Here is a 19,007-nt window from a genome sequence, read left to right as displayed (position 1 = left end):
GGCGGGGGCCGACAAAGGTTTCGGTGGTCGCCTCCATGCCGAGCCGAAGCTCCAGCCGCTTGCCGGTGACCGCATAGCCGCCGTAGCGCAGCTGCCGCGGCGTCACCCGCATCCATACCGGCGGGTTCTCGCGGTTGAGCGACAGGGTGGTGAAGGCGGAGCGCCAGGCATCCTCGATCTTTCTGCGCACGCCCAGCTTTTCCAGTTCGCCCGGCAGCTCGCGCTCCAGCTTGGCGATCACGGGCGCGAGCTTGCGGTCGGCCTTGTCGGTGAACTCGACGCGCTGGCCCAGGATGTCGACATGCGGGGCATTGGCCCAGGCATAATCGATGTCGATCTTGCCGCGCGGGTTCCAGTCGGGGGCGAGCGTGAGGCGGATGACGGCATGCGCCATCGCATCGGCGGTTGCAGTCTCGCGCTTGAGCACGCCGCCGATATCCTCGGCGCGCACCACCGCATGCAGCGGCATCGCCAGCCGGATCAGCTGGCCCTCGCCGCCGATCGTCATCCGTCCGCGCGTGACCTCTCCGACGATCCGGCACTTGACCGTCGGCGTCTTCAGCTTGGCGATGCCCAGATCCAGCTGCCTGGGCCGGACACAGGGCTGATCGGGCTTGTCGATATCCCACAGGCGGCGCGGCACGGCGCGCTCCAGCGTCGCGGCAAGATCGTCGAGATCGGCTTCCAGCGGCAGGGTGAGGGTGGAGAGTTCGGGCTTCACCTCGATGCGGTCCTTCGCATGCGGCGGGGCGCCGCCGCCGCGATTGCCCGAGCAGCCGGCCAGCGCGAGCAGCAGCAACGCCGAAGTGAACCGCCCGCGCATTCCATTCCCCTTGTTGCTCAACCGGAACAAGGAAGCAGAACCGCGCAACGGGCGATTGCGTTCCGGCGCGGCCCATCGGGTGCGCGATGCCATGCCGCGGGGGTGACATCTGTCACTGCCGCCCATGCGCGTGCCGGGGCAGGATCGGTGGCGTTCTGAAAGGGAAGTGGACCGATGATCGACGATCTTGCCGCCGTGGCGCGGCTTTCCGGGGTGTCCAAGCGGCTCGGCGGGCGACGCGTGCTCGAGGGCCTGGACCTGGGCATTCGCGCCGGGGAGGTGACCGCGCTGCTGGGGCCGAACGGGGCGGGCAAGACGACTTCGGTCGCGCTGCTCACCGGGCGGCTCGCACCGGATGCCGGAACCGCCGCGCTGTTCGGGCTGGACCCGCGCCGTCCGGCGGCGCGCCGGCGGCTCGGCGTCATGCTACAGAGCGCGGGGCTTCCAGACGTGCTGACCATCCGCGAGCTGGTGACGCTGCATGCCGGCTATTATCCGGATCCGCGCCCGCTGGACGAGGTATTGCTGCTGGCCGGCCTCACCGAGCTGGCCGATCGACGCTGCGGCGCGCTGTCGGGCGGGCAGGCGCGGCGAGTGCAATATGCGCTGGCGATCTGCGGCCGCGCCGATCTGCTCGTGCTCGACGAGCCGACCGCGGCGATGGATCGCGGGGCGGCGCGGACGCTGTGGGGTACGGTGCGCGCGCTCGCCGATGAAGGGGCGGCGGTGCTGCTGACCAGCCACGATCTCGCCGAGGCGGATGCGCTGGCGGACCGCGTGCTGGTGATGGACGCCGGCCGGATCGTCGCGGACGACACGCCGGCGGCGCTGCGGGCGCGGGCCGGAGGATCGGTGATCCGCTGCCGCACTGCGCTCGACCCGGCCGTCGCCGCGCTGCTGCCGGCGGTGCGCGAGGCGGCGATGGAGGGCGCGGACCTGCATATCCTCACCGCCGATGCCGCGCGGACGGTGGCGGCGCTGCTCGCTGCCGATCCGGCGCTGACCGCGCTGCGTATCGCCGACGCCACGCTCGAAGACGCCATCGCGACGCTGCTCGCGTCCGCCCAGGAAAGGATCGCCGCATGACCGCCCTTGCTCTCCCGACCGGCGTCTGGCGCCGCGAGGCGCTGACCGAAATCAGGCGCAGCCTGCGCCTGCCGCAATTCCTGCTGCCGACCGTGCTCACCCCGGCCGGCTTCTACGGCCTGTTCACCCTGGCGCTGCCGCACGAACCGGCACCCGGCTTCGCGGTGGCGACTCTTGCTGGCTACGGCGTGTTCGCCGCCACCGGCCCGGCACTGTTCGGCTTCGGCGCAGGCGTTGCGGTGGAACGCGAGCAGGGGCTGATCGAGCTCAAGCGCGTCTCGCCGATGCCTGCCGGTGCCTATGTCGCGGCCAAGCTGGCGGCGGCGGTGACCACCACCGCGCTGGCGCTGGTGCTGATCGATGCGCTGTCGATCGTCGCGGGCGTGCGACTGCCCGCCGCCACCTGGGCGCTGCTCACGCTGCTGCATCTAGCTTCCGCCATCCCCTTTGCGCTGATCGGCTTCGGTATGGGCATGCGGATGAGCGCCAAGGGCGCCGTCGCGGTCGCCAATGCGCTGTTCCTCGGCTGCTCGGTGCTGGGCGGGCTGTGGATCCCGAGCCGGCTGCTGCCGGGCTGGATGCAGACGGTGGGGGCGTGGACGCCGTCCTACCATCTCGGCCAGCTCGCGCGGGCGATCGTTGGCGTGGACACGATGGGCAGCGCGTGGATGCATGGGGGCGCGGTGCTGGCGATGACGATGGCCGGCGCGGCCTGGGCCTGGACAGGCTGGCGGCGGAGCCCGGCTTGACGTCCCCGACCCGCATCCGCGAGACTGGAACGATGCAGATGCCATATGAGCGATGGCGCGATGCCCGCCTGCCTTGGCTCGCCTATCTGATCTTCGTGCCCTTTCCCTGGCTGTGGGCACCGCCGACCGCGACGACGGTCCTGTGCGCCGCAATTGCGATCGCCGTGTTCCTGCCGATCTATCTTGTCGCCTTTCGGCTGCAAGGAAGGCTGCTGCTCGTCGCGTGCGCGGCGATGGTCGCGATCGGCATCGCCGTCGCCCCGCTGCCGATCGGATGGACGACCTTCGCGATCTACGGCGCCGCCACGATCGGGCGCATAGCATCTCGCAAAAGGGCGTTGCTGACCATCGCCGTCATCGCGCTGGTGGTGGCGGTGACCGGCATGCTGCTGCAGCAACCGGTGCTCTGGTTCGGCCCCGGCGTGCTCTTTGTCGGGATGACGGGCGTGCTCACCGTTTCGCAGACCGCCTATATCGAGCGGACCCAGGCCTTGCTCGCCACGCAGGAGGAAGTCCGCCGCCTTGCCGGCACCGCCGAGCGCGAGCGCATCACCCGCGACCTGCACGACGTCGTCGGCCGCACGCTGACGCTGGTGGCGCTGAAGGCGGATCTCGCCGCGCGACTGCTCGACCGGGATCCGGCCATGGCGAAGGGCGAACTGGAGGCGATCGCGGCCGCCGCGCGCTCCGGACTGGCGGAGGTCCGCGCCGCGCTTTCGGGCCAGCTCGGCGGCTCGCTGGCGACGGAGACGGTCGCATCGCTCGCGGCGCTGGAGACGGCGGGCATCCAGCCCGTCGTCACCGGCGACCCCGCCGCGGTGCCCGCGGATGCGGGCGCGGTGCTGGCGATGACGCTGCGCGAAGCCGTGACCAACGTCATCCGCCATGCCGGCGCGCGCCGCTGCACGATCGACTTCGAGGCGGGGCCCGGCGATGCCCGGCTGGTGGTGGAGGACGACGGCGTAGGCCTTTCCTTCCGCGAAGGCACTGGCCTGCGGGGGATGCGCCAGCGGCTGGTCGCGGCGGGCGGGCAGCTGGAGCTGCGAGCGCTCCAGCCCGGCACCCGCCTGGAAGCGAGCGTACCGGCATGATCCGCATCGTCATTGCCGAGGATCAGGGGCTGGTGCTCGGTGCGATCGCCGGACTGCTTGCGCTCGAGGAGGATTTCGCGATCGTTGGCCGTGCAGCCGATGGTGACTCCGCGCTTGCCCTGGTCCGCGCGCTCGCGCCCGACATCCTGCTCACCGATATCGAGATGCCCGGCCGTACCGGGCTGGACTGTGCGCAGATCCTCGCGGTCGAGAAGGCGCGGACGGCGGTGGTGATCGTCACCACCTTTGCCCGCCCCGGCTATCTGGCCCGGGCGCGCGCCGCCGGGGTGCGCGGCTATCTGCTGAAGGACGCGCCGGTCGACATGCTGGTCGCCGCGATCCGCACGGTCGCCGCCGGCGGCAGGGTGATCCCGCCCGAGCTCGCCGCCGCCGCCTGGGAAGCCGGCAGCGACCCGCTCACCGATCGCGAGCGGGATGCCCTGCGCCTCGCCGAGGAAGGTCTGTCGAACAAGGACATCGCCCGGCGGCTGGGCCTTTCGCCGGGCACGGTCCGCAATTATCTTTCCGAAGCGGCGAGCAAGCTCGGTGCGGCCAACCGCATCGAGGCCGGCCGCACCGCCCGGACCAACGGCTGGCTCTAGGGCTTGGCGGCACCCGCTGCGTCGATTTCCGCGCCCCAGGGATCGCGCCCCGCCGCTGCCTTGCCGTCGGCTGCGAAATCCAGCAGCGCGTCGCCCTGGGGGGTGTAGCGCGGCCAGTCCGGCAGCCCTGGGCCATTCGGGTCGCCCGTCTTGGCAAAACGGACGAGATAGGCGCTGATCGTCTTGCCCATCTGCACGTCCCGCGGCGTGGTCGCAGCGCCGTACTTGATCGCGGCATTGTCGAAGAAAAACGGGATGTCGGTCGCGTGGCCGGCGCCGGCCGCGTTCACCGATTCCGCCACATAGGAGAAGCGGTACGCCCAGACCGGCACCTTCTGTGCGGCGATGCGCGCGGTAGCGGTGCGCGCGCCGCCGATCATGAAGCCGGTCTTGCCGCCCATGTCCGCACTGGTCGCGCCGATCAGCATCGGGACATGCGCGAAATCGCCCGAGGCATAGGCCCTTTGCTGGTCGACGAGCAGCCTGCCGTCGAGCATCGGCCCGCCATAGGTGCGCGGGCCGGGCTTCGGCTGGAACAGCTCCATCATGCTGAGCCCGTCGGTCACCTCCTCGGCGCTCAGCGCGCGCAGCCTCGCCAGTGCATCCGGCGCGGCGGGATCGATGCCGTGCGCTCGCGCGAGGTTTTCGCCGATGGCCTCGGCATCCTTCAGCGTCGCGTTCTTCGCGGTCTCGGCATTGCCGCCGGACATCACCACCGCCTTGTGGAACAGCCCCCGCGCCAGCGGTGAGGTGACCAGCGTATGGACCGACATCCCGCCCGCGCTTTCGCCGATGATCGTGACATTGGCGGGATCGCCGCCGAACGCCGCGATATTCCGGCGCACCCAACGCAGCGCGGCGATCTGGTCCATGAAATTATAGTTGCCGAGCAGTCCGCCGTCCGGATCTTCGCGGCTCAGCTGTGGCAGCGCGAAGCTGCCGAAGCGGCCGACGCGATAGTTGAAGCTGACGAACAGCACCCCCTGCTTCGCCATCGCGGCGCCGGCATAGGTGGGCGGGGAGGAGCCGCCGTTGACGAAGCCGCCGCCATAGATCCACACCATCACCGGCAATTTGGCCTTTGCCGCCACGGGTTTCCAGACGTTCAGATAGAGGCAGTCTTCCGCCGGTGCGGTGCCGAGCGGCGCTGCGTCGCTGGGGAACGGCTTCTGCATGCAGTCATGGCTGTAGGTGACGGCGGGGCGGATGCCGCGCCAGGCGCTCGCGGGCTGCGGCGCGCGCCAGCGCAGCGGCCCGATCGGCGGTGCCGCGAACGGAATGCCCTTCCAGCTCGCGATGCCGTCGTCCACCGCGCCTTGCACCTTGCCGGCCTGCGTCACGACGATCGGTCCGGTGGTCTGCGCGATCGCCGCACCCGCCGGCGCCCAGGCTGCTGCCGCGCAGATCAGCGTCGTTCTCCAAGGCCCCATGCGTCCTACTCCCTTCCGATTGTACTTGTCCTGATAGCCCGCTTTGGCTTCGACCGCGCTAGAATAGTGGCAGGGGCCGGCCTTGGGAGCCATCGCTGGAAAAACTTTGTAACTGGGAGCGGTGCGAGGCGAGGGGTAGCGCCGCCGTTCCGCGGAGAATTGAGCCTATGCGTTTCTGGATCACCACTGCCGCGCTGGTCGCCGCCGGACCGGCCTTTGCGCAGCAGGTCGCGTTCAAGCCGCTGCTGGAGGCGCGGGCGCGATGGGAGCATCTCGACCAGGCGGACTTCGACGCCGCATCGGACGCGGTGACGCTGCGGGTGCGCGCCGGCCTGGAGCTGCGCAAGGGCCCCTGGTCGGTCCTCGGCGAGGCGCAGGGCAATCTGGCGGTGGTCGACGACTATTATGACGGTCTGCACGGCCCGGCCAATCGGCCGACGATCGGCGATCCCGAGAATGTCGCCATCTATCGCGCGCAGCTGCAATATCGCTCCGCGCCGCTGACCGTTACCGCGGGCCGCCAGCGGATCGGGCTCGACGACGAACGCTTTGTCGGGGCGGCGCAGATCCGCAACAACGCCCAGTCCTTCGACGCGGTGCGCACCGAGATCGTGCCGGTGCAGGGGCTCAAGCTCGACCTCACCTATGCCTGGGACGTGCGCACCATCTGGGGTACCGAGGGGCGGGGCGCGCGCCAGCGCGGCGTGGGCGGCCACAATGTCTTCGCCAATCTCGGCGCCGCGACGCCCTTGGGCACGCTGACCGGCTTCGCCTATCTGGTGGATCAGGACGAGGCCGAGGTGCAGGGCTTCCGCCTGTCCAACCAGAGCTATGGCGTGCGGCTGGCCGGTGCCCGCGCAATCGCCCCCGAGGCGAAGCTGCGCTACCAGCTTAGCTGGGCCCGCCAGTCCGACTATCACCACAATCCGACGCGCTACCGGGCCGATTACTGGCTGGCCGATGCCGCGCTGGACGTGCGCGGCTGGACCGTCAACGCCGGCTACGAGGTGCTCGGGGCCGATGGCGGGCAGACGCTCACCAGCTTCCAGACGCCGCTCGGCAGCGTGTTCAAGTTCCAGGGCTGGGCGGACAAGCTCACCACTACCCCGCCCAACGGCGTGCGCGATTTTTATGCGGGCGGGGGCCATGGCTGGAAGAAGCTGGGCGGGATCGACACCCTCTCCCTGCAAGCGGTGTGGCACCGCTACCAGAGCGACCGGCTGGACCAGCATTATGGTGACGAGTGGAATCTGCTCGCCACGGCCAAGCTGCGCAAGACGCAGCTGTCGGTCCGCTATGCCCGGTACGAGGCGGACCGCTTCGCCGCGGATACCAGCCGCTTCTGGCTGCAGATGGACTGGGTCTATTGAGGCGGCGGCACCGTCGCCAAACTGACATGGTTGCGGCTTAGCAGCGGCGAGGATCAGGACCCCCGCACGAAAGACGCTGCCGATCGCCCGTATCGCCACAGAAGGCCGGATGCTCGCCTATGCCTCGGGCAATTTCGGCAAAGCGCTGGTCTTCGGGGGCGCGGACCTGACGATTCTGTTCCTGCTGACCGACGTGCTGGGCCTGCGCGGCGCTGCGGCTGCCGGCATCATGCTGTTCGCGGTGCTCGGCGACCTGGTGTTCGATCTGCTGGCGGCGCGGCTGGTGCTGCGCTGGCGCGGGGCGGGGCGCGGCTATCGCTGGACGGTGGCGATCGCGGCCCTGCCCTGCGGGGCGGCCTTCGCGCTGATCTATGCGATGCCGGCGCTGGGGCTGCACCGCGCCTGGATGCTGGCACTGGCGATCCTGGTGTTCCGCGGCGCCTATGCGGTGGTGGACGTGCCGCACAACGCGCTGATGGCGCAGGTTAGCCGCGACAGCCGGGCACGGGGCCGAGTCTCGGGCTATCGGCTGTTCTTCAGCACCGCCAGCGCGCTCGCCATCGCAGGCATCCTCACGCCGCTGGTCCAGCAGGCCGGGCGCGCCCGCCACTTCGATGCGCTGGCGGCGACCGGCATCGGGACAGGCGTGGTCTTCGCGCTGACCATGTTGCTGTGCGTTCGGGCCACGGGCGCACGCGGGGCCGGTGGTGCCGTACCACCGCTGCGCGGCGACCGCATCGCCGTACCGCTGCGCGACCCGATGGTGCTGGGGATGGGGGCACTCGCGCTGCTGACCGGCTTCGCCATGCCGTGCTTCGGGCGGATGCTGATGTACCTCGGCACCTATGTGGTGGCGCGCCCCGGCGCGGTGACGCTGTTGCTGGGGGCGATGACCATGGGCCAGTTCGCCGGCGTGCTCGGCTGGACCGCGCTCACCCACCGCTTCGCCAAGAGCCGGTTGCTCGGTGCGGGGCACGCCGTCAGCGCGCTGGGCCTGCTGGTCTTCGTGCTCAGCATCGCCTGGCCTGCGGGGCAGATGGCCGGCGCTGCGCTGATCGGCTTCGGCTTTGCCAGCGTGTTCATGCTGCCCTGGGGGCTGCTCGCCGATGCGGTCGATGTGGTCGAATGGCGGCATGGCCGGCGCTACGAGACCGGACTGTTCGCCTTCTATCTCGTGCTGGTCAAGGCCAGCGGCGCGGCGTCGACCGCGATGATCGGCTGGGTGCTGGGCGCGCTCGGCTATGTTCCGGGCGCGGTGCAGGCGGCCAGCGTGCGCATCGGCATGCTCGGCTTGGGGCTCGGCGTACCGCTGGCCGGCGCGCTGCTGGCGATGCTGCTGCTCCGCCGCTTCACGCTCGACCATGGTCGCCATGCCGTGCTGCTGCGCGCGCTGGCGCGGCGTCAGGCCGGTGCGGAGCCGGTCTCGGGATCGAAGCGCGGGTTGGAGAAATCGAGCGGCCCGGGCGTCACCCGGGCCGGCGGCGCGGCGCTCTCGGCCCAGGCGCGGCAGAGCATGTCGCGCAGCATCGCCGCGCCCGCCGCGGTGCGTTCATAGACCAGCGCGCGCACGTCCTGGTCCGCGGGGTTTGCGAAGCCGTCGCGCTGCTCGAGCTGGTAGACCCGCTCCATCCGGTCGCCCGACTGATCGAGAAAGCCGAGGACCGCGTCGAACATATCGCCCTGCTGATGCGCGGGGGCGCCGATCCGCGGCAGGATGTCCGCCGCGGTAAGCCCGATCGCGTCGACGAAGCGGGTCTCGAACCGGCCGTGAATGCTGCGATCGCGGGTATAATCCTTCGGGTTCGGCCCCAGCCAGCCGTCCGAGTTCACGGAGTCGTGGAGGGGCTGCGCGCCATCGCCGATATAATGGCCGAGGCGGATCGCCTGGAAGGCGCAGTGCTGCTCCGGGACCGAGGCATCGCCGCCCTTCGCCTGCGCGGCGCGGACCCCGCGCATGCACACGATCAGCCGCTCATAGGCTTCCATCGCCGCATAGGGCAGCGTGCCGGTCCAGCGGACGTTGGTACGCGCGGCCGTTGCCGGATCCTTGTCCTTGATCGCCTCGTAGCGCTTGTAGAGCGCGATGATGAAGGCGTAGCGCGAGCGCGGGATCGGCTTCAGGAACGCGAACTGCTCGCGGAACCAGCCATGATTGGGATCTTCCTCGATCTTCGAGAAGCCCTCCGCGTCGCCGCGCCAGCTGTCCGGCAGCGTCGCCGAGGTGGCGATATAGTCGGCATAGCGCCGCAGGAAGACGGGCCCGCCCTCGGGAATCGCCTGGATCGCGGCGCGGTCGATCACCGCATGCGCGGTATGGCCCCAGGCATGGGCGACGGCGGGGCAGAGCGTGAGGGCGAGGGCGAAGGAGAGGGCAAAGCGGCGCATGGCGGTTCCTTGTCAGGGATCGAGCGGATCGCGCGGATCGATGCGCGCGGAGGCCAAGGCGGGGCGGAACACCAGCTCGGTCGGCGACACGCGGCGGACGACGGTGCCCGGCTGGTAGCCGAGCTCGGCGGCGTTGCGCGCGGTGAACTTCGCGCTTTCGATATAGGCGCTCTGCATCGGGTTGCAGACGATCAGCGTCTCCTTGCCCGCCGGGGCGCCCAGCCGCGCGAGCAGGCGGCTGGCGTTGCGCAAATTGGTGGTGGTGTGGCGGGCATAGGGTTCGATCACGATCGCCTCGGCGGGGATGCCGTAGCGCTCGATCAGCGCCTTGCGCATCTCATCTGCCTCGGTGAAGGGCGTGGCGCGCGGATGGGCGCGGCCGCCGGTGACGAGGATGAAGCCGATATCGCCCTGCGCGAAGCGGCGGGCGGCCAGCCGGACATGATATTTGCCGAAGGGGCTGAGCGGCTCGCCCTCGATCTCGGGTCCAACGCCGGTGACGATCATCGCGGCGTAGCGATAGCGCGACCAGTCCAGCGTCTTCGCGCGCGCCATCGGCGCCGCATTGGCGCCGCCGGCCAGCGGCTCGTGATCGATCGCATCGGTGCGGTTGCTGAGGTCGAGCAGCGCCAGCGCATAGTCGATGCTCGGGTCCAGGGGCTGCGCCGATCCGGCGCGCGGCGTCTCCGCCAGCCAGTCGGCGGCCTGGAGCCGCGTCTGCTGGTCCTGTGGAGACACCGTGCCGGGGCCGTCGATCGCGGTGGCGGGCAGCGCGCCCAGCGCATAGCTGCGCACCACCAGGTTGATGCCGGCGATCTCGCGCGCCGCCTGCGCGGCGCGGCCGTCCTCAGCAGCGGGGAGGGCGGTCTCCGCGGCGATCGCGCGGCGGAGGGTATCGGCCTCGCCATCGCTCCACAGCAACGCCTGGGCGCGGCAGACCAGGTCCGCCCCGCAGGCGGCGCGCCGTTCCCGCCGCGCCTGCGCCGCACGCTCCATGCCGGGCGCCCGTGCGATCCGCGCGAGCACCGCCGGGTCGTGCCCGGCGGCGTCGAGCAGCGGGAACAGACGCGCCGACAGCGCCGCCATCCTCGCGTCGTCCGCCTCGGCCGAAGCCGGGGCGGACAGTGCCGTCACCGCGAGCATGGCGGCGGAGAGCAGCGCACGCATCACCAGCTGCGGCTGACGATGAGGCGGAAGTTGCGGCCGAACAGCGGGCGGCCATAGATCGCCTCGCTGGTCCCCTGGCCGGCCAGCTGGTCGGTGCGGGTATTGCCTTCGGTGAGGCCGTGGGCGTTGAACAGATTGTCCCCCGCGACCTGGAGATGCCACTGACCGAGATCGATCGAGGCGCCGGCGTTGATCGTCTGGTAGCCGGGCATCGCGGTGCGATTGAACAGGTCGACATAGCGCCGGCCGACCCATTCGTAGCGGCCGAAGATCGCCGCCTTGTAGCCGCCGACGGTGAAGTCGAAGCTCGGCCGCACATTGCCGAAGAACTTCGCCTCGCGAACGATCTGGTTGCCGTTCACCGCGCTCGGATCCGCGCCGGAGGTATTCTGGAGATTGGCATATTCCGGATTCTGCCAGGTCACCGATCCGTCGAGCGAGAACCAGCGCACCGGCACCACCCGCCCGTCGACTTCGACGCCCTTGACGGTCGCCTCGCCGATGAAGGGCAGCGACTGGTCGTTGCGGCCGGTCAGCGGGTTGAACGCCGCGAACGAGGCGTTGAACGGGTTAAACTTGGTGTAGAAGCCGGTGGCGTAGAGATAGTTGGGGCCGAAGCTGGCCTTCAGGCCGACTTCATACTGGCGCGCCTTGGTCTTGACGATGGTCGGGTTGATGCCGGTGACGACGCCCAGCTGCGGCGGCACTTCCAGATTGGAGATGCGGCCATAGGCGCCGAGATTGCCGTTCAGGTCGTAATTGACGCCAACCGTCCAGTTGGTCGCGTTCGGCTTGAGGCGCTGGTCGAGCACCTGGCCGGTGAAGGCGCGGGTGGTGTCGTCCGCCAGCGTGGTGCCGTCGCCCAGATTGACCTGGGTGGTGGGCAGCGCGATGCCCTTGTAGCTGTACGTTTCGGTGCGGATGCCGGCATCGACGCGCAGGCCGCGGGTGATGTCCCAGGTATCGTTGGCGTAGAAGGCGATCATCTGCGCGTCGCCCTCGCCCTGGTTGAGCGTGGTGGTGTAGCGCAGCACACCGTTCTGGGTCACCGAACCGAGCACCTGGCCGGTCGCCGAATAGGCGAGCAGGTCCAGCGTGCGCGGCTGGCTGCGCACCTCGATCAGCATGTCCTGATAGGCCTGGAGCAGCGTGTTGCCGTAGAAGGAGCCATAGACGCCGACGCGGACGTCGTGGCTGCCGATGCCGGTCTCGAACTTGCGGGTGACGCTCAGGTCGCCCTGGACCGAGTAGAAGTCCGATTCGGAGGCGCGATACTGGCCCGACATGACCAGGCCCGACGCGCTGGAGGGATCATAGGCCGACGCCCCGTTGGTCCCTGCAAAGGCATAGCCGAGGCGCGCGACATTGGCGCCGAAGGCGGTGCGCGCGGCGGTCAGATAGCCGGCGGCGAAGGTCGTCGCATCGGCCGGATTGGTGGTCGAGTAGAAGGCGTCGAAGCTCGACTTGCCCTTGGTGCCGCCGACCTTGGCCGAGACCTGCCAGCCGTTGAAATCCGCATCATAGTCGATCGCGGCGTTGAAGAAGCGCATGTGGCGGCCGTCGGCGAGGTCGCGGGTCATGCTCTGCACCGCACCGGCGCCGTTGCGATACTTGATGTTGACGTTGCGCAGCGAAGGCGAGTTCAGCGTGCCTTCGAAATAATCGATATACCGGTCGAGCGAGACCGACGGATTGCGCGGATCGGCGGTCGGGATCGGCAGGTAGAAGACGTTGTGATCGTTGACATATTCGGCCGAGACCTTGAGCGTGCCGTTGGTCAGCTCGCGCTTGAGGTTGGCGCGGATCTGGCCGCCCTTGTCGCTGGGAAAGCCGCCATAGCGATAGCCGTCATGCTGGCGCAGGAAGCCGCCGATGGCGAAATAGGTGTTGTCGCTGATCGGGCCCGACTGCATCGCGTCGAGCCGGTACAGCCCGGTATCGCCGAGCGTCACCTGCGCCTTGCCGCGCGCCACGGGTCCGCCCGAAACGGTGATGTTGTTGGCGATCGCCGCCGCGCTGCTGGCATAGATCGGCGCCGGACCGCCGCGCACGATCTCGACGCGCTCGGTCATCAGGTCGTAGCGGTTCATGCCTTCGCCGGAGTTGAAGAAGACGCCGTCGATCTCGTGATAGAGCGGCAGTCCGTCCTGCTGGAAGATCAGATAGCCACGATCGGTGGGAATGCCGCGCACGCGGGTGATGTTCTGCACCTCGCCGCCGGTCGCCTCCACCTGGATGCCGGGCACCGTGCCGAGCAGATCGGCAAAGCTCTTCGGCGCGATCTTCTGGACATCGGCCTGGCCGAGCGAGTTGATCGCGTAGGAGACGTCGAAGCGGCGCTGCGCGCGGGCCGATCCGGTGACGATGATGTCGTCGCCGGCGGCGTCGTCGGTCGTCTGCGCCGGATCCGCGGCGGGCGTGCCGCTGTCCTGGGCGAAGGCCGGCGCGGCCAGCAGGGTCATGGCGATCACTGCGCAGCCCGCGGCGAGATGGCATTTCTTCATCGGATATTCCCCCGGTGTGTTCTGAACTCGGGGCGCCGATGGAAGCCCGGCATGACAGATTTATTTATTTTTGGGAAAATTAATCGCGAACCCATCGGCGTGCTGCTATCCGCTACCGAAGATGAGACACTCCGCGATCCTGCTGCTCGACGAGGAGAAACGCCTGCTTCGGCAACTCCGAACCGGCGGGCCGCAATCGCGCTCGGCGCTGGCGGATGCGCTGCAGATCAGCAACGGTGCGGTTTCCAAGCTGTCCAAGGGGCTTCTCGCGCAGGGGCTGGTGGAGGAACTGCCGGCCGAGGCGCTGGCAGGTCGCGGCCGGCCGACGGTGCCGCTGCGCATTTCGCCGGCCGGCGGCTATGCGGTGGGCGTGGCGATCTATGCCGGCCTGCTGGAAATCGCGCTGGTCGATTATGCCGGGGGAGTGGTGTCGTTGACCTCGGAAAAGTTGGCGCCGACAGACCCGCATTGCTTCGCCCGGCATGTGGACCGTCGCATCCACGATCTCGCGCTGGAGCATCGCCTGCTGGGCAGCCGCATCTACGGCGTCGGCTTCAGCGTGCCGGGGCCGGCGCTTTCGGGCGACGGCAACCGCTGGCACGTCGTGCGCAACCTGCCGGGCTGGAAGGATGCGCCGCTGCGGACGATTTTCGAGGAGACGCTGCGTCTGCCCGTCTGGATGGAGAATGACGCCACCGCCGCGGCGCTGGCGGAATATTATCTGGGCGGCCTGATCGGACGCTGCACGACGGCGGTGGTGATCCTGCTCGGGCACGGCGTAGGCGCGGGGATCGTCCATGAAGGCCGGTTGATGCGCGGCGAACTGGGCGGTGCGGGGGAAATCGGCATGTTCTATCCCGGCGATCGCCCGCGCCCGACCACGCTGGACCTGATCGCGACGCTGCAGGCGGCCGGCTGTCGGGTCGAATCGCTGGCCGATTTCGCCGATGCGATTGCGGGACATGAGGCGACGATCGAAGGCTGGCTGGAGCGGGCCGCCGACCAGCTTCTCCAGGCGATCAACTCTGCGCTGGCCTGGTTCGATCCCGGCGCCATCCGGCTGATGAGCCCCTTGCCCGCGCCGATCATGCACGGCCTGGCCGATCGGTTGAACGGCCGCGCGATCACCTGGGGCGACCATGTCGCGGCGCGGACACGGGGGCGCTACGCGATCGAAATCTCTGGCCTGGGCGGGGCCGGTTCCGCGCTGGGTGCGGCGCTGTTGCCGATCCACGCCTCGGTCGAGCGCCTGTGACAGACCGCTAGCGAGTCAGCACTGCCTCAGCGCCCGAACACGGTCTCCACCGCGGCACGCAGCGCGCTCGGCGAACAGGGCTTCGAGCAGACCAGCGCGTGGGGATAGCGACCGCGCAGCGAGGTCGCATCGGCATGGCCCGAATGGAAGATGATCGGCACGCCCGCGTCGCGCAGCACGTCGGCGGCGGGGAATACTTCGCCGTCGGTCAGCCGCACGTCGAGGATCGCGCAGCCCGGCAGATGGTTCGCCACCGCTTCGAGCGCCTCCGCCACCGAGACATAGGGGCCGTCCACCGCGAAGCCGGCTTCTTCCACCACATCCTGCACATCCAGCGCCACGAACAGCTCATCCTCGATGAGCATCACCGTCTTCGTCATTCGCAAGCACTTTCGCAGGCAGATGGATTTGGATGGCGAAGACATGGTCCTCCGCCGATCGAGTGACGGTCACGCCCAGCTGGCGCGATGAGGTTTGTACCAGAATCGTGCCGAAGCCGGTGCCCGATTCCACCGAAACGGGCCGATCTCCGGTTTCGCGCCAATCGAGCCGAACACCATCGGGCACACGGCTCCACACGACGGTGAGTTCCCCACCATTCGCACCGAGTGCCCCATATTTGACCGCGTTCGTCGCCCATTCGTGCAGCATCAACGCAAGCGGGGACAAACAGGTCCGATGAATCTTGACTGCCGGTCCCGTTATTTCGATGGCGGCATGATCCCGATATGGTGCAAGCGTCGCCGCGACCAGCTCTGCCAGGTCGATCGATTGCAGCGCACCCGCCGGCGCGGCGAGCGAATGGGCACGGCCCAGCGCCGCGATCCGCTCGCGCATGTCGTTGGCGAAGCGCGTCACGTCGTCATGGCTGCGGGCGCCGGCCGAGATCATCCCGCTGACGATCGCGAACAGGTTCTTCACCCGGTGGTTCATCTCGCGCAGCATCAGCTCGCGCGTCTCGGCCAAGGCATATTCGGGGGTGACGTCGATCGAGACCCCGACCAGCCTGCGCGGGCCGGAATCGCTGACCATGCGGCCGAATGTCTTGATCCTTCGCACCGCTTCGCCGTCGAGGATGCGGTAGCTGATCTCCAGGTCGCCGCCCTCGGCGATTACCTGGGCGAGTTCGGCGTCGAAGCGGGGGCGGTCCTCCGGATGCAGCCGGTCGAGCCGCGCCTCCGGGTCGTCGAGCGCCGTGCTGTCGGGAATGCCGAGCACATGGCGGGCATGATCATCGACCACCGTCTCGCCGGTATCGACGCGATATTCCCACACCGCGATGCCGCCCGCGCGGATCGCCATGTCGAGCCGTTCGCGCTCGGCGGCCAGCGCGCGTTCGAGCGACAGCGCGTCGGTGATGTCGGTCAGCACCAATGTGGCGCCGTCGGTGGTGCCGTTCTGCGCGCGATAGGGCAGGGTGCGCATCGACAGGGTACGGCTGCCATCCTGGGTCGTCACCCGGCGCTGGAGCGCGCCTTCGCCGGCGATTACCGCGCGCGCATCGGCCAGATAGTCGCTGCCAGACAGCCGGCTGGCGACATCCGCCAGCGGGCGGCCGCGGTCGCTCGGCTGGAGCGGGAACAGCGCGGTCGCCGCCTCGGTGAAGCTGCGGATGCGCAGATCGGCGTCGAGCACCACCACCGCGAGATCGGTCGATTCGAAGAAATTGCGCAGGTCCGAATTGGCGACGGTGAGTTGATCGACCTTGCTCTTCAGCTCGTCGTTGACGGTGGACAGCTCCTCGTTGGTCGACTGGAGCTCCTCGTTCATCGACATCATTTCTTCGTTGGAGCTCTTCAGCTCCTCGTTCGCGGTCTCCAATTCCTCCACCGTGGTGCGCAGGCGGTGGCGGGTGACGCGGAGCTCGTCCTCGAGCGCATCGAGATGATCGTCGCCGGCGTCGAGCTCGGCGGTGTCCTCGTCCAGCGCCGGGCGGAAGGGCGCGGTCTCGCGGAATACGAACAGCAAGGTGCCGTCGGGCATCGGATCGCAGACCACGTCGATCGCCTGGCTGCCATATTCTGAATCGACGGTCACGTCACGTGCCACCACCCGCTTGCGCTTGTCGCGGCCGGCGCGGAGCAGCGGGCCCAGCACGTTGCGCAGGCCCGGGCGGGCGAGGCCGATCGCGCTCGATCCGCCGGTGCGGGTGACGGGGAAGTCGAAATAGCGGCCGAGACGCCCATAGGCAGCGATGATCACGCCTTCCTGGTCGAGCACCAGGCTGGCGGGGGCGTAGCGATCGATCAGCCGGCGGACCGCCGCGGTTTCCTCGGCACCGACACGGCCCGCCTGGCGCTCGTGCCGGTCCTCGCGCGGGCTGCGTGCACGCGCGCTGCCCGGCAGGTCGATGGGATAGTTGGGTGCCCCCGGCGAGCGCTGGAAGATCCGCGCCTGGCCGTCGATCGCGGGGAACAGATGGTCGAACCGGCCGATCGTCTCCGACGGTCCCAGGAACAGATAGCCTTCCGGCCGGATCGCATAATGGAGCAGCGGCATCACCGTCTGCTGCAGGCGATCGTCGAAGTAGATCAGCAGGTTGCGGCACGATACCAGATCGATCCGCGAGAAGGGCGGATCCTTGACCAGGCTATGGTTGGAAAAGCGGATCATGTCGCGGATCTGCGGCACGATCTGGAAGCGCTCGGTATGCGGCAGCGTGTAGCGTTCGCGCAGCGGCGGCGGCAGATCGACCAGCGCGGAAATGGGATAGACCCCGTTGCGCGCGATCTGCAGCATCTGCTCGTCGATATCGGTCGCAAAGATCTGCACGCCGGTGGAGGGCAAGGCGAGCTTGCGCGCCGCCTCGGCGAACAGCATGGCGATGCTATAGGCCTCTTCTCCCGAAGAGCAGCCGGGAATCCAGACGCGGATGTCCTCCTCGCCCGTCCAGCTGCGCATCAGCGGCTCGATCACCTGGGTGCGCAGGCGATCGAACAGGTCGGCATCGCGGAAGAAGCGGGTGACGTTGATCAGCAGGTCGCGGAACAGCGCCTCGCACTCGTCGGAATCCGATTTGGCGCGCGCGAGATAGGTACGGCCGCTGGTAATGCCCAGCACATGCATCCGCCGCTCGATCCGCCGGATCAGCGTGGTGCGCTTGTAGCCGGAAAAGTCGTGCCCCACGGCGGTGCGGAGGACCTTGCACAGTTCGTCGACATGGTCGGCGACGAGCGACGCCTCTTCCTTCTGCTCCTCCCCGCCGCTGCGGTGGAAGAAGGCGTGAAGGCAATCGAGCATCTGCCCCGGTGCCTTGACGAAATCGACCAGGCCGGTGCCCACCGCCGACAGCGGCATGCCGTCATAGCGTGCGCTCTCCGGCTCCTGCACCAGGCACACGCCGCCATGTTCCTTGACGGCGCGCAGCCCGATCGTGCCGTCCGCGCCGGTGCCGGAGAGGATCACGCAGGCCGCATTGCCCTGCTGGTCGGCGGCGAGCGACAGGAAGAAATCGTCGATCGGGCGGCGAAGGCCGCGGGGTTGGGCAAAATCGGTCAGTTCCAGCGTACCGCCGCGGATCGCCAGGCCATGCCCCGGGGGGATGATATAGACCTTGTCCGCCTCGATCCGCTCGCCGCCTTCGCACTGGAGCACTTCCAGGCTGGTCTGGCGATCGAGCAGCTGCGCCAGCATGCTCTCGTGATTGGGATCGAGATGCTGCACGATAACGAACGCCATGCCGGTGGGCGCCCGCGCGGGGGCGAGCATCTCGCGCAGCGCTTCCAGTCCGCCTGCGGAAGCGCCGATCCCTACCACCGGCAGCGCGGCGGCACCAATCTCGAAGGGCGCGTTCACAGGAAGCTGCTCTTGTCGAGATCGGCCAGCGTCATCTTTGCCTGCGCGATCGTCGCCGCCGTGTTGGCGATGGTGATCAGCGTGCCTTCCACCGCAATCCCGCTCTCCGCAACGACGGGGGCGAGTCGCGCAATCGTTTGCCCCAGCGCCGCATCATAGTCGCTCAGCCGGTCGGGCTGGGTTCGGCTGACGTCGAACTGCGAGGCGAAGATATAGCGCACCTCACCGGTGATCGCACGCAGCTTGGACATGTAGAGGAGATTGACGAACGGCGTGCGGTCCTTGCGGAAGTTGAGGATGGCGGTGCGCACGCTGGTCTGCGCATCGTCGCCGAGAAAGGCATGAATGCGGACCCGCGCTTCCCGATTATCGCTATCGCCTTGAAGAAACCGGCAATTCTTCCCGATGATATCGCTTGTTGCATAGCCGGTAAGGTCGCGGAACCGCTGATTGGTGAGCAGCAGCGGATGATCCCCCGTCGCCTCGCCGAGCGACAGGGCCACAGGCGAGCTTTCGAAATAGTCGCGGAGCGGCTGTGGGAGTTCGTCCGGAGTCATGTCTGCTGAAGCCTCATTAGGGAAGCAGAACGACCTGTCCCGACAACTGATCCAGGATATGGCCAAACGGGTAGCGAAACAAGCGATTGCAACAGGCTTGCGCATGTCAAAACATTGACAACGCCAATTTATTCCGCTTGCGATACGATGTGGCCGGGCCTTTTGTTGCGCCGCTAACCGCATTGTTGTCATT

The 19,007-nt window shown here is 68.6% G+C and carries 14 protein-coding genes and 1 pseudogene; 7 read left to right on the top strand and 8 right to left on the bottom strand.

All coding sequences use genetic code 11. The features are described 5' to 3' along the window. Positions 1-823 (bottom strand): DUF4403 family protein (locus S2M10_RS05830; RefSeq protein WP_168845259.1); only part of this gene is annotated, 823 nt, incomplete at its 3' end. A 174-nt stretch (positions 824-997) separates the two neighbouring features. Here S2M10_RS05830 and S2M10_RS05825 point away from each other — a divergent pair. Genes S2M10_RS05825 through S2M10_RS05810 form a run of 4 tightly spaced genes read left to right on the top strand, consistent with a single transcriptional unit; the run spans position 998 to position 4,351 of the window. After that, positions 998-1,909, top strand: coding sequence for an ABC transporter ATP-binding protein (locus S2M10_RS05825; protein ID WP_168845258.1), 912 nt, complete (start codon positions 998-1,000; stop codon positions 1,907-1,909). After that, positions 1,906-2,658 (top strand): ABC transporter permease, encoded by a 753-nt coding sequence (locus S2M10_RS05820; RefSeq protein WP_168845257.1) that lies wholly within the window; start codon positions 1,906-1,908, stop codon positions 2,656-2,658. The genes S2M10_RS05825 and S2M10_RS05820 overlap by 4 nt, the downstream gene beginning before the upstream one ends. Before the next feature lie 32 nt (positions 2,659-2,690). Then, positions 2,691-3,749 carry a histidine kinase gene (locus S2M10_RS05815; RefSeq protein WP_168845256.1) on the top strand — a complete coding sequence of 353 codons (1,059 nt, stop codon included), beginning with the start codon at positions 2,691-2,693 and terminating at the stop codon, positions 3,747-3,749. After that, positions 3,746-4,351, top strand: coding sequence for a response regulator transcription factor (locus tag S2M10_RS05810; RefSeq protein ID WP_168845255.1), 606 nt, complete (start codon positions 3,746-3,748; stop codon positions 4,349-4,351). The genes S2M10_RS05815 and S2M10_RS05810 overlap by 4 nt, the downstream gene beginning before the upstream one ends. On the opposite strand, the gene S2M10_RS05805 is transcribed toward S2M10_RS05810, so the two are convergent. Next, on the bottom strand, positions 4,348-5,781 hold the full coding sequence (locus S2M10_RS05805; RefSeq protein ID WP_168845254.1) for a carboxylesterase family protein: 1,434 nt from the start codon (positions 5,779-5,781) through the stop codon (positions 4,348-4,350). The two genes, S2M10_RS05810 and S2M10_RS05805, sit on opposite strands and share 4 nt — an antisense overlap. Positions 5,782-5,948: 167 nt before the next feature. Here S2M10_RS05805 and S2M10_RS05800 point away from each other — a divergent pair, with 167 nt between their 5' ends. Beyond that, positions 5,949-7,151, top strand: a complete 1,203-nt coding sequence (locus S2M10_RS05800; RefSeq protein WP_168845253.1) for an alginate export family protein — start codon at positions 5,949-5,951, stop codon at positions 7,149-7,151. Between the two features lie 109 nt (positions 7,152-7,260). After that, positions 7,261-8,499 (top strand): annotated as a pseudogene (locus S2M10_RS05795) (MFS transporter); the annotation flags it as partial. A gap of 53 nt (positions 8,500-8,552) precedes the next feature. On the opposite strand, the gene S2M10_RS23090 reads toward S2M10_RS05795, so the two are convergent. From S2M10_RS23090 to S2M10_RS05785, 3 genes are read right to left on the bottom strand one after another with little or no spacing between them, the layout of a single operon-like run. Beyond that, on the bottom strand, positions 8,553-9,536 hold the full coding sequence (locus S2M10_RS23090) for a nuclease (protein WP_348770537.1): 984 nt from the start codon (positions 9,534-9,536) through the stop codon (positions 8,553-8,555). A 12-nt stretch (positions 9,537-9,548) separates the two neighbouring features. Beyond that, positions 9,549-10,703, bottom strand: a complete 1,155-nt coding sequence (locus S2M10_RS05790; protein ID WP_168845251.1) for a YdcF family protein — start codon at positions 10,701-10,703, stop codon at positions 9,549-9,551. Next, positions 10,703-13,207, bottom strand: coding sequence for a TonB-dependent receptor (locus S2M10_RS05785; RefSeq protein ID WP_168845250.1), 2,505 nt, complete (start codon positions 13,205-13,207; stop codon positions 10,703-10,705). Before S2M10_RS05785 ends, S2M10_RS05790 begins: the two co-directional genes overlap by 1 nt. A 121-nt stretch (positions 13,208-13,328) precedes the next feature. On the opposite strand from S2M10_RS05785, the gene S2M10_RS05780 reads away from it, so the two are divergent. Beyond that, entirely contained in the window at positions 13,329-14,462 is a 1,134-nt protein-coding gene (locus tag S2M10_RS05780; protein ID WP_168845249.1) for an ROK family transcriptional regulator, read from the top strand. Between the two features lie 26 nt (positions 14,463-14,488). On the opposite strand, the gene S2M10_RS05775 is transcribed toward S2M10_RS05780, so the two are convergent. From S2M10_RS05775 to S2M10_RS05765, 3 genes are read right to left on the bottom strand one after another with little or no spacing between them, the layout of a single operon-like run. Then, positions 14,489-14,842, bottom strand: coding sequence for a response regulator (locus S2M10_RS05775; RefSeq protein WP_168845248.1), 354 nt, complete (start codon positions 14,840-14,842; stop codon positions 14,489-14,491). Beyond that, entirely contained in the window at positions 14,811-18,257 is a 3,447-nt protein-coding gene (locus S2M10_RS05770) for a chemotaxis protein CheB (RefSeq protein ID WP_348770536.1), read from the bottom strand. The genes S2M10_RS05775 and S2M10_RS05770 overlap by 32 nt, the downstream gene beginning before the upstream one ends. Beyond that, positions 18,254-18,814: a PAS domain-containing protein gene (locus tag S2M10_RS05765; RefSeq protein WP_168845247.1), complete on the bottom strand. Its 561-nt coding sequence runs from the start codon at positions 18,812-18,814 to the stop codon at positions 18,254-18,256. Before S2M10_RS05765 ends, S2M10_RS05770 begins: the two co-directional genes overlap by 4 nt. Positions 18,815-19,007: the final 193 nt, after the last annotated feature.

This window comes from Sphingomonas sp. S2M10, assembly GCF_012650175.1.
Lineage (GTDB): Bacteria > Pseudomonadota > Alphaproteobacteria > Sphingomonadales > Sphingomonadaceae > Sphingomonas.
This window is presented reverse-complemented; position numbering and strand designations above follow the sequence as displayed.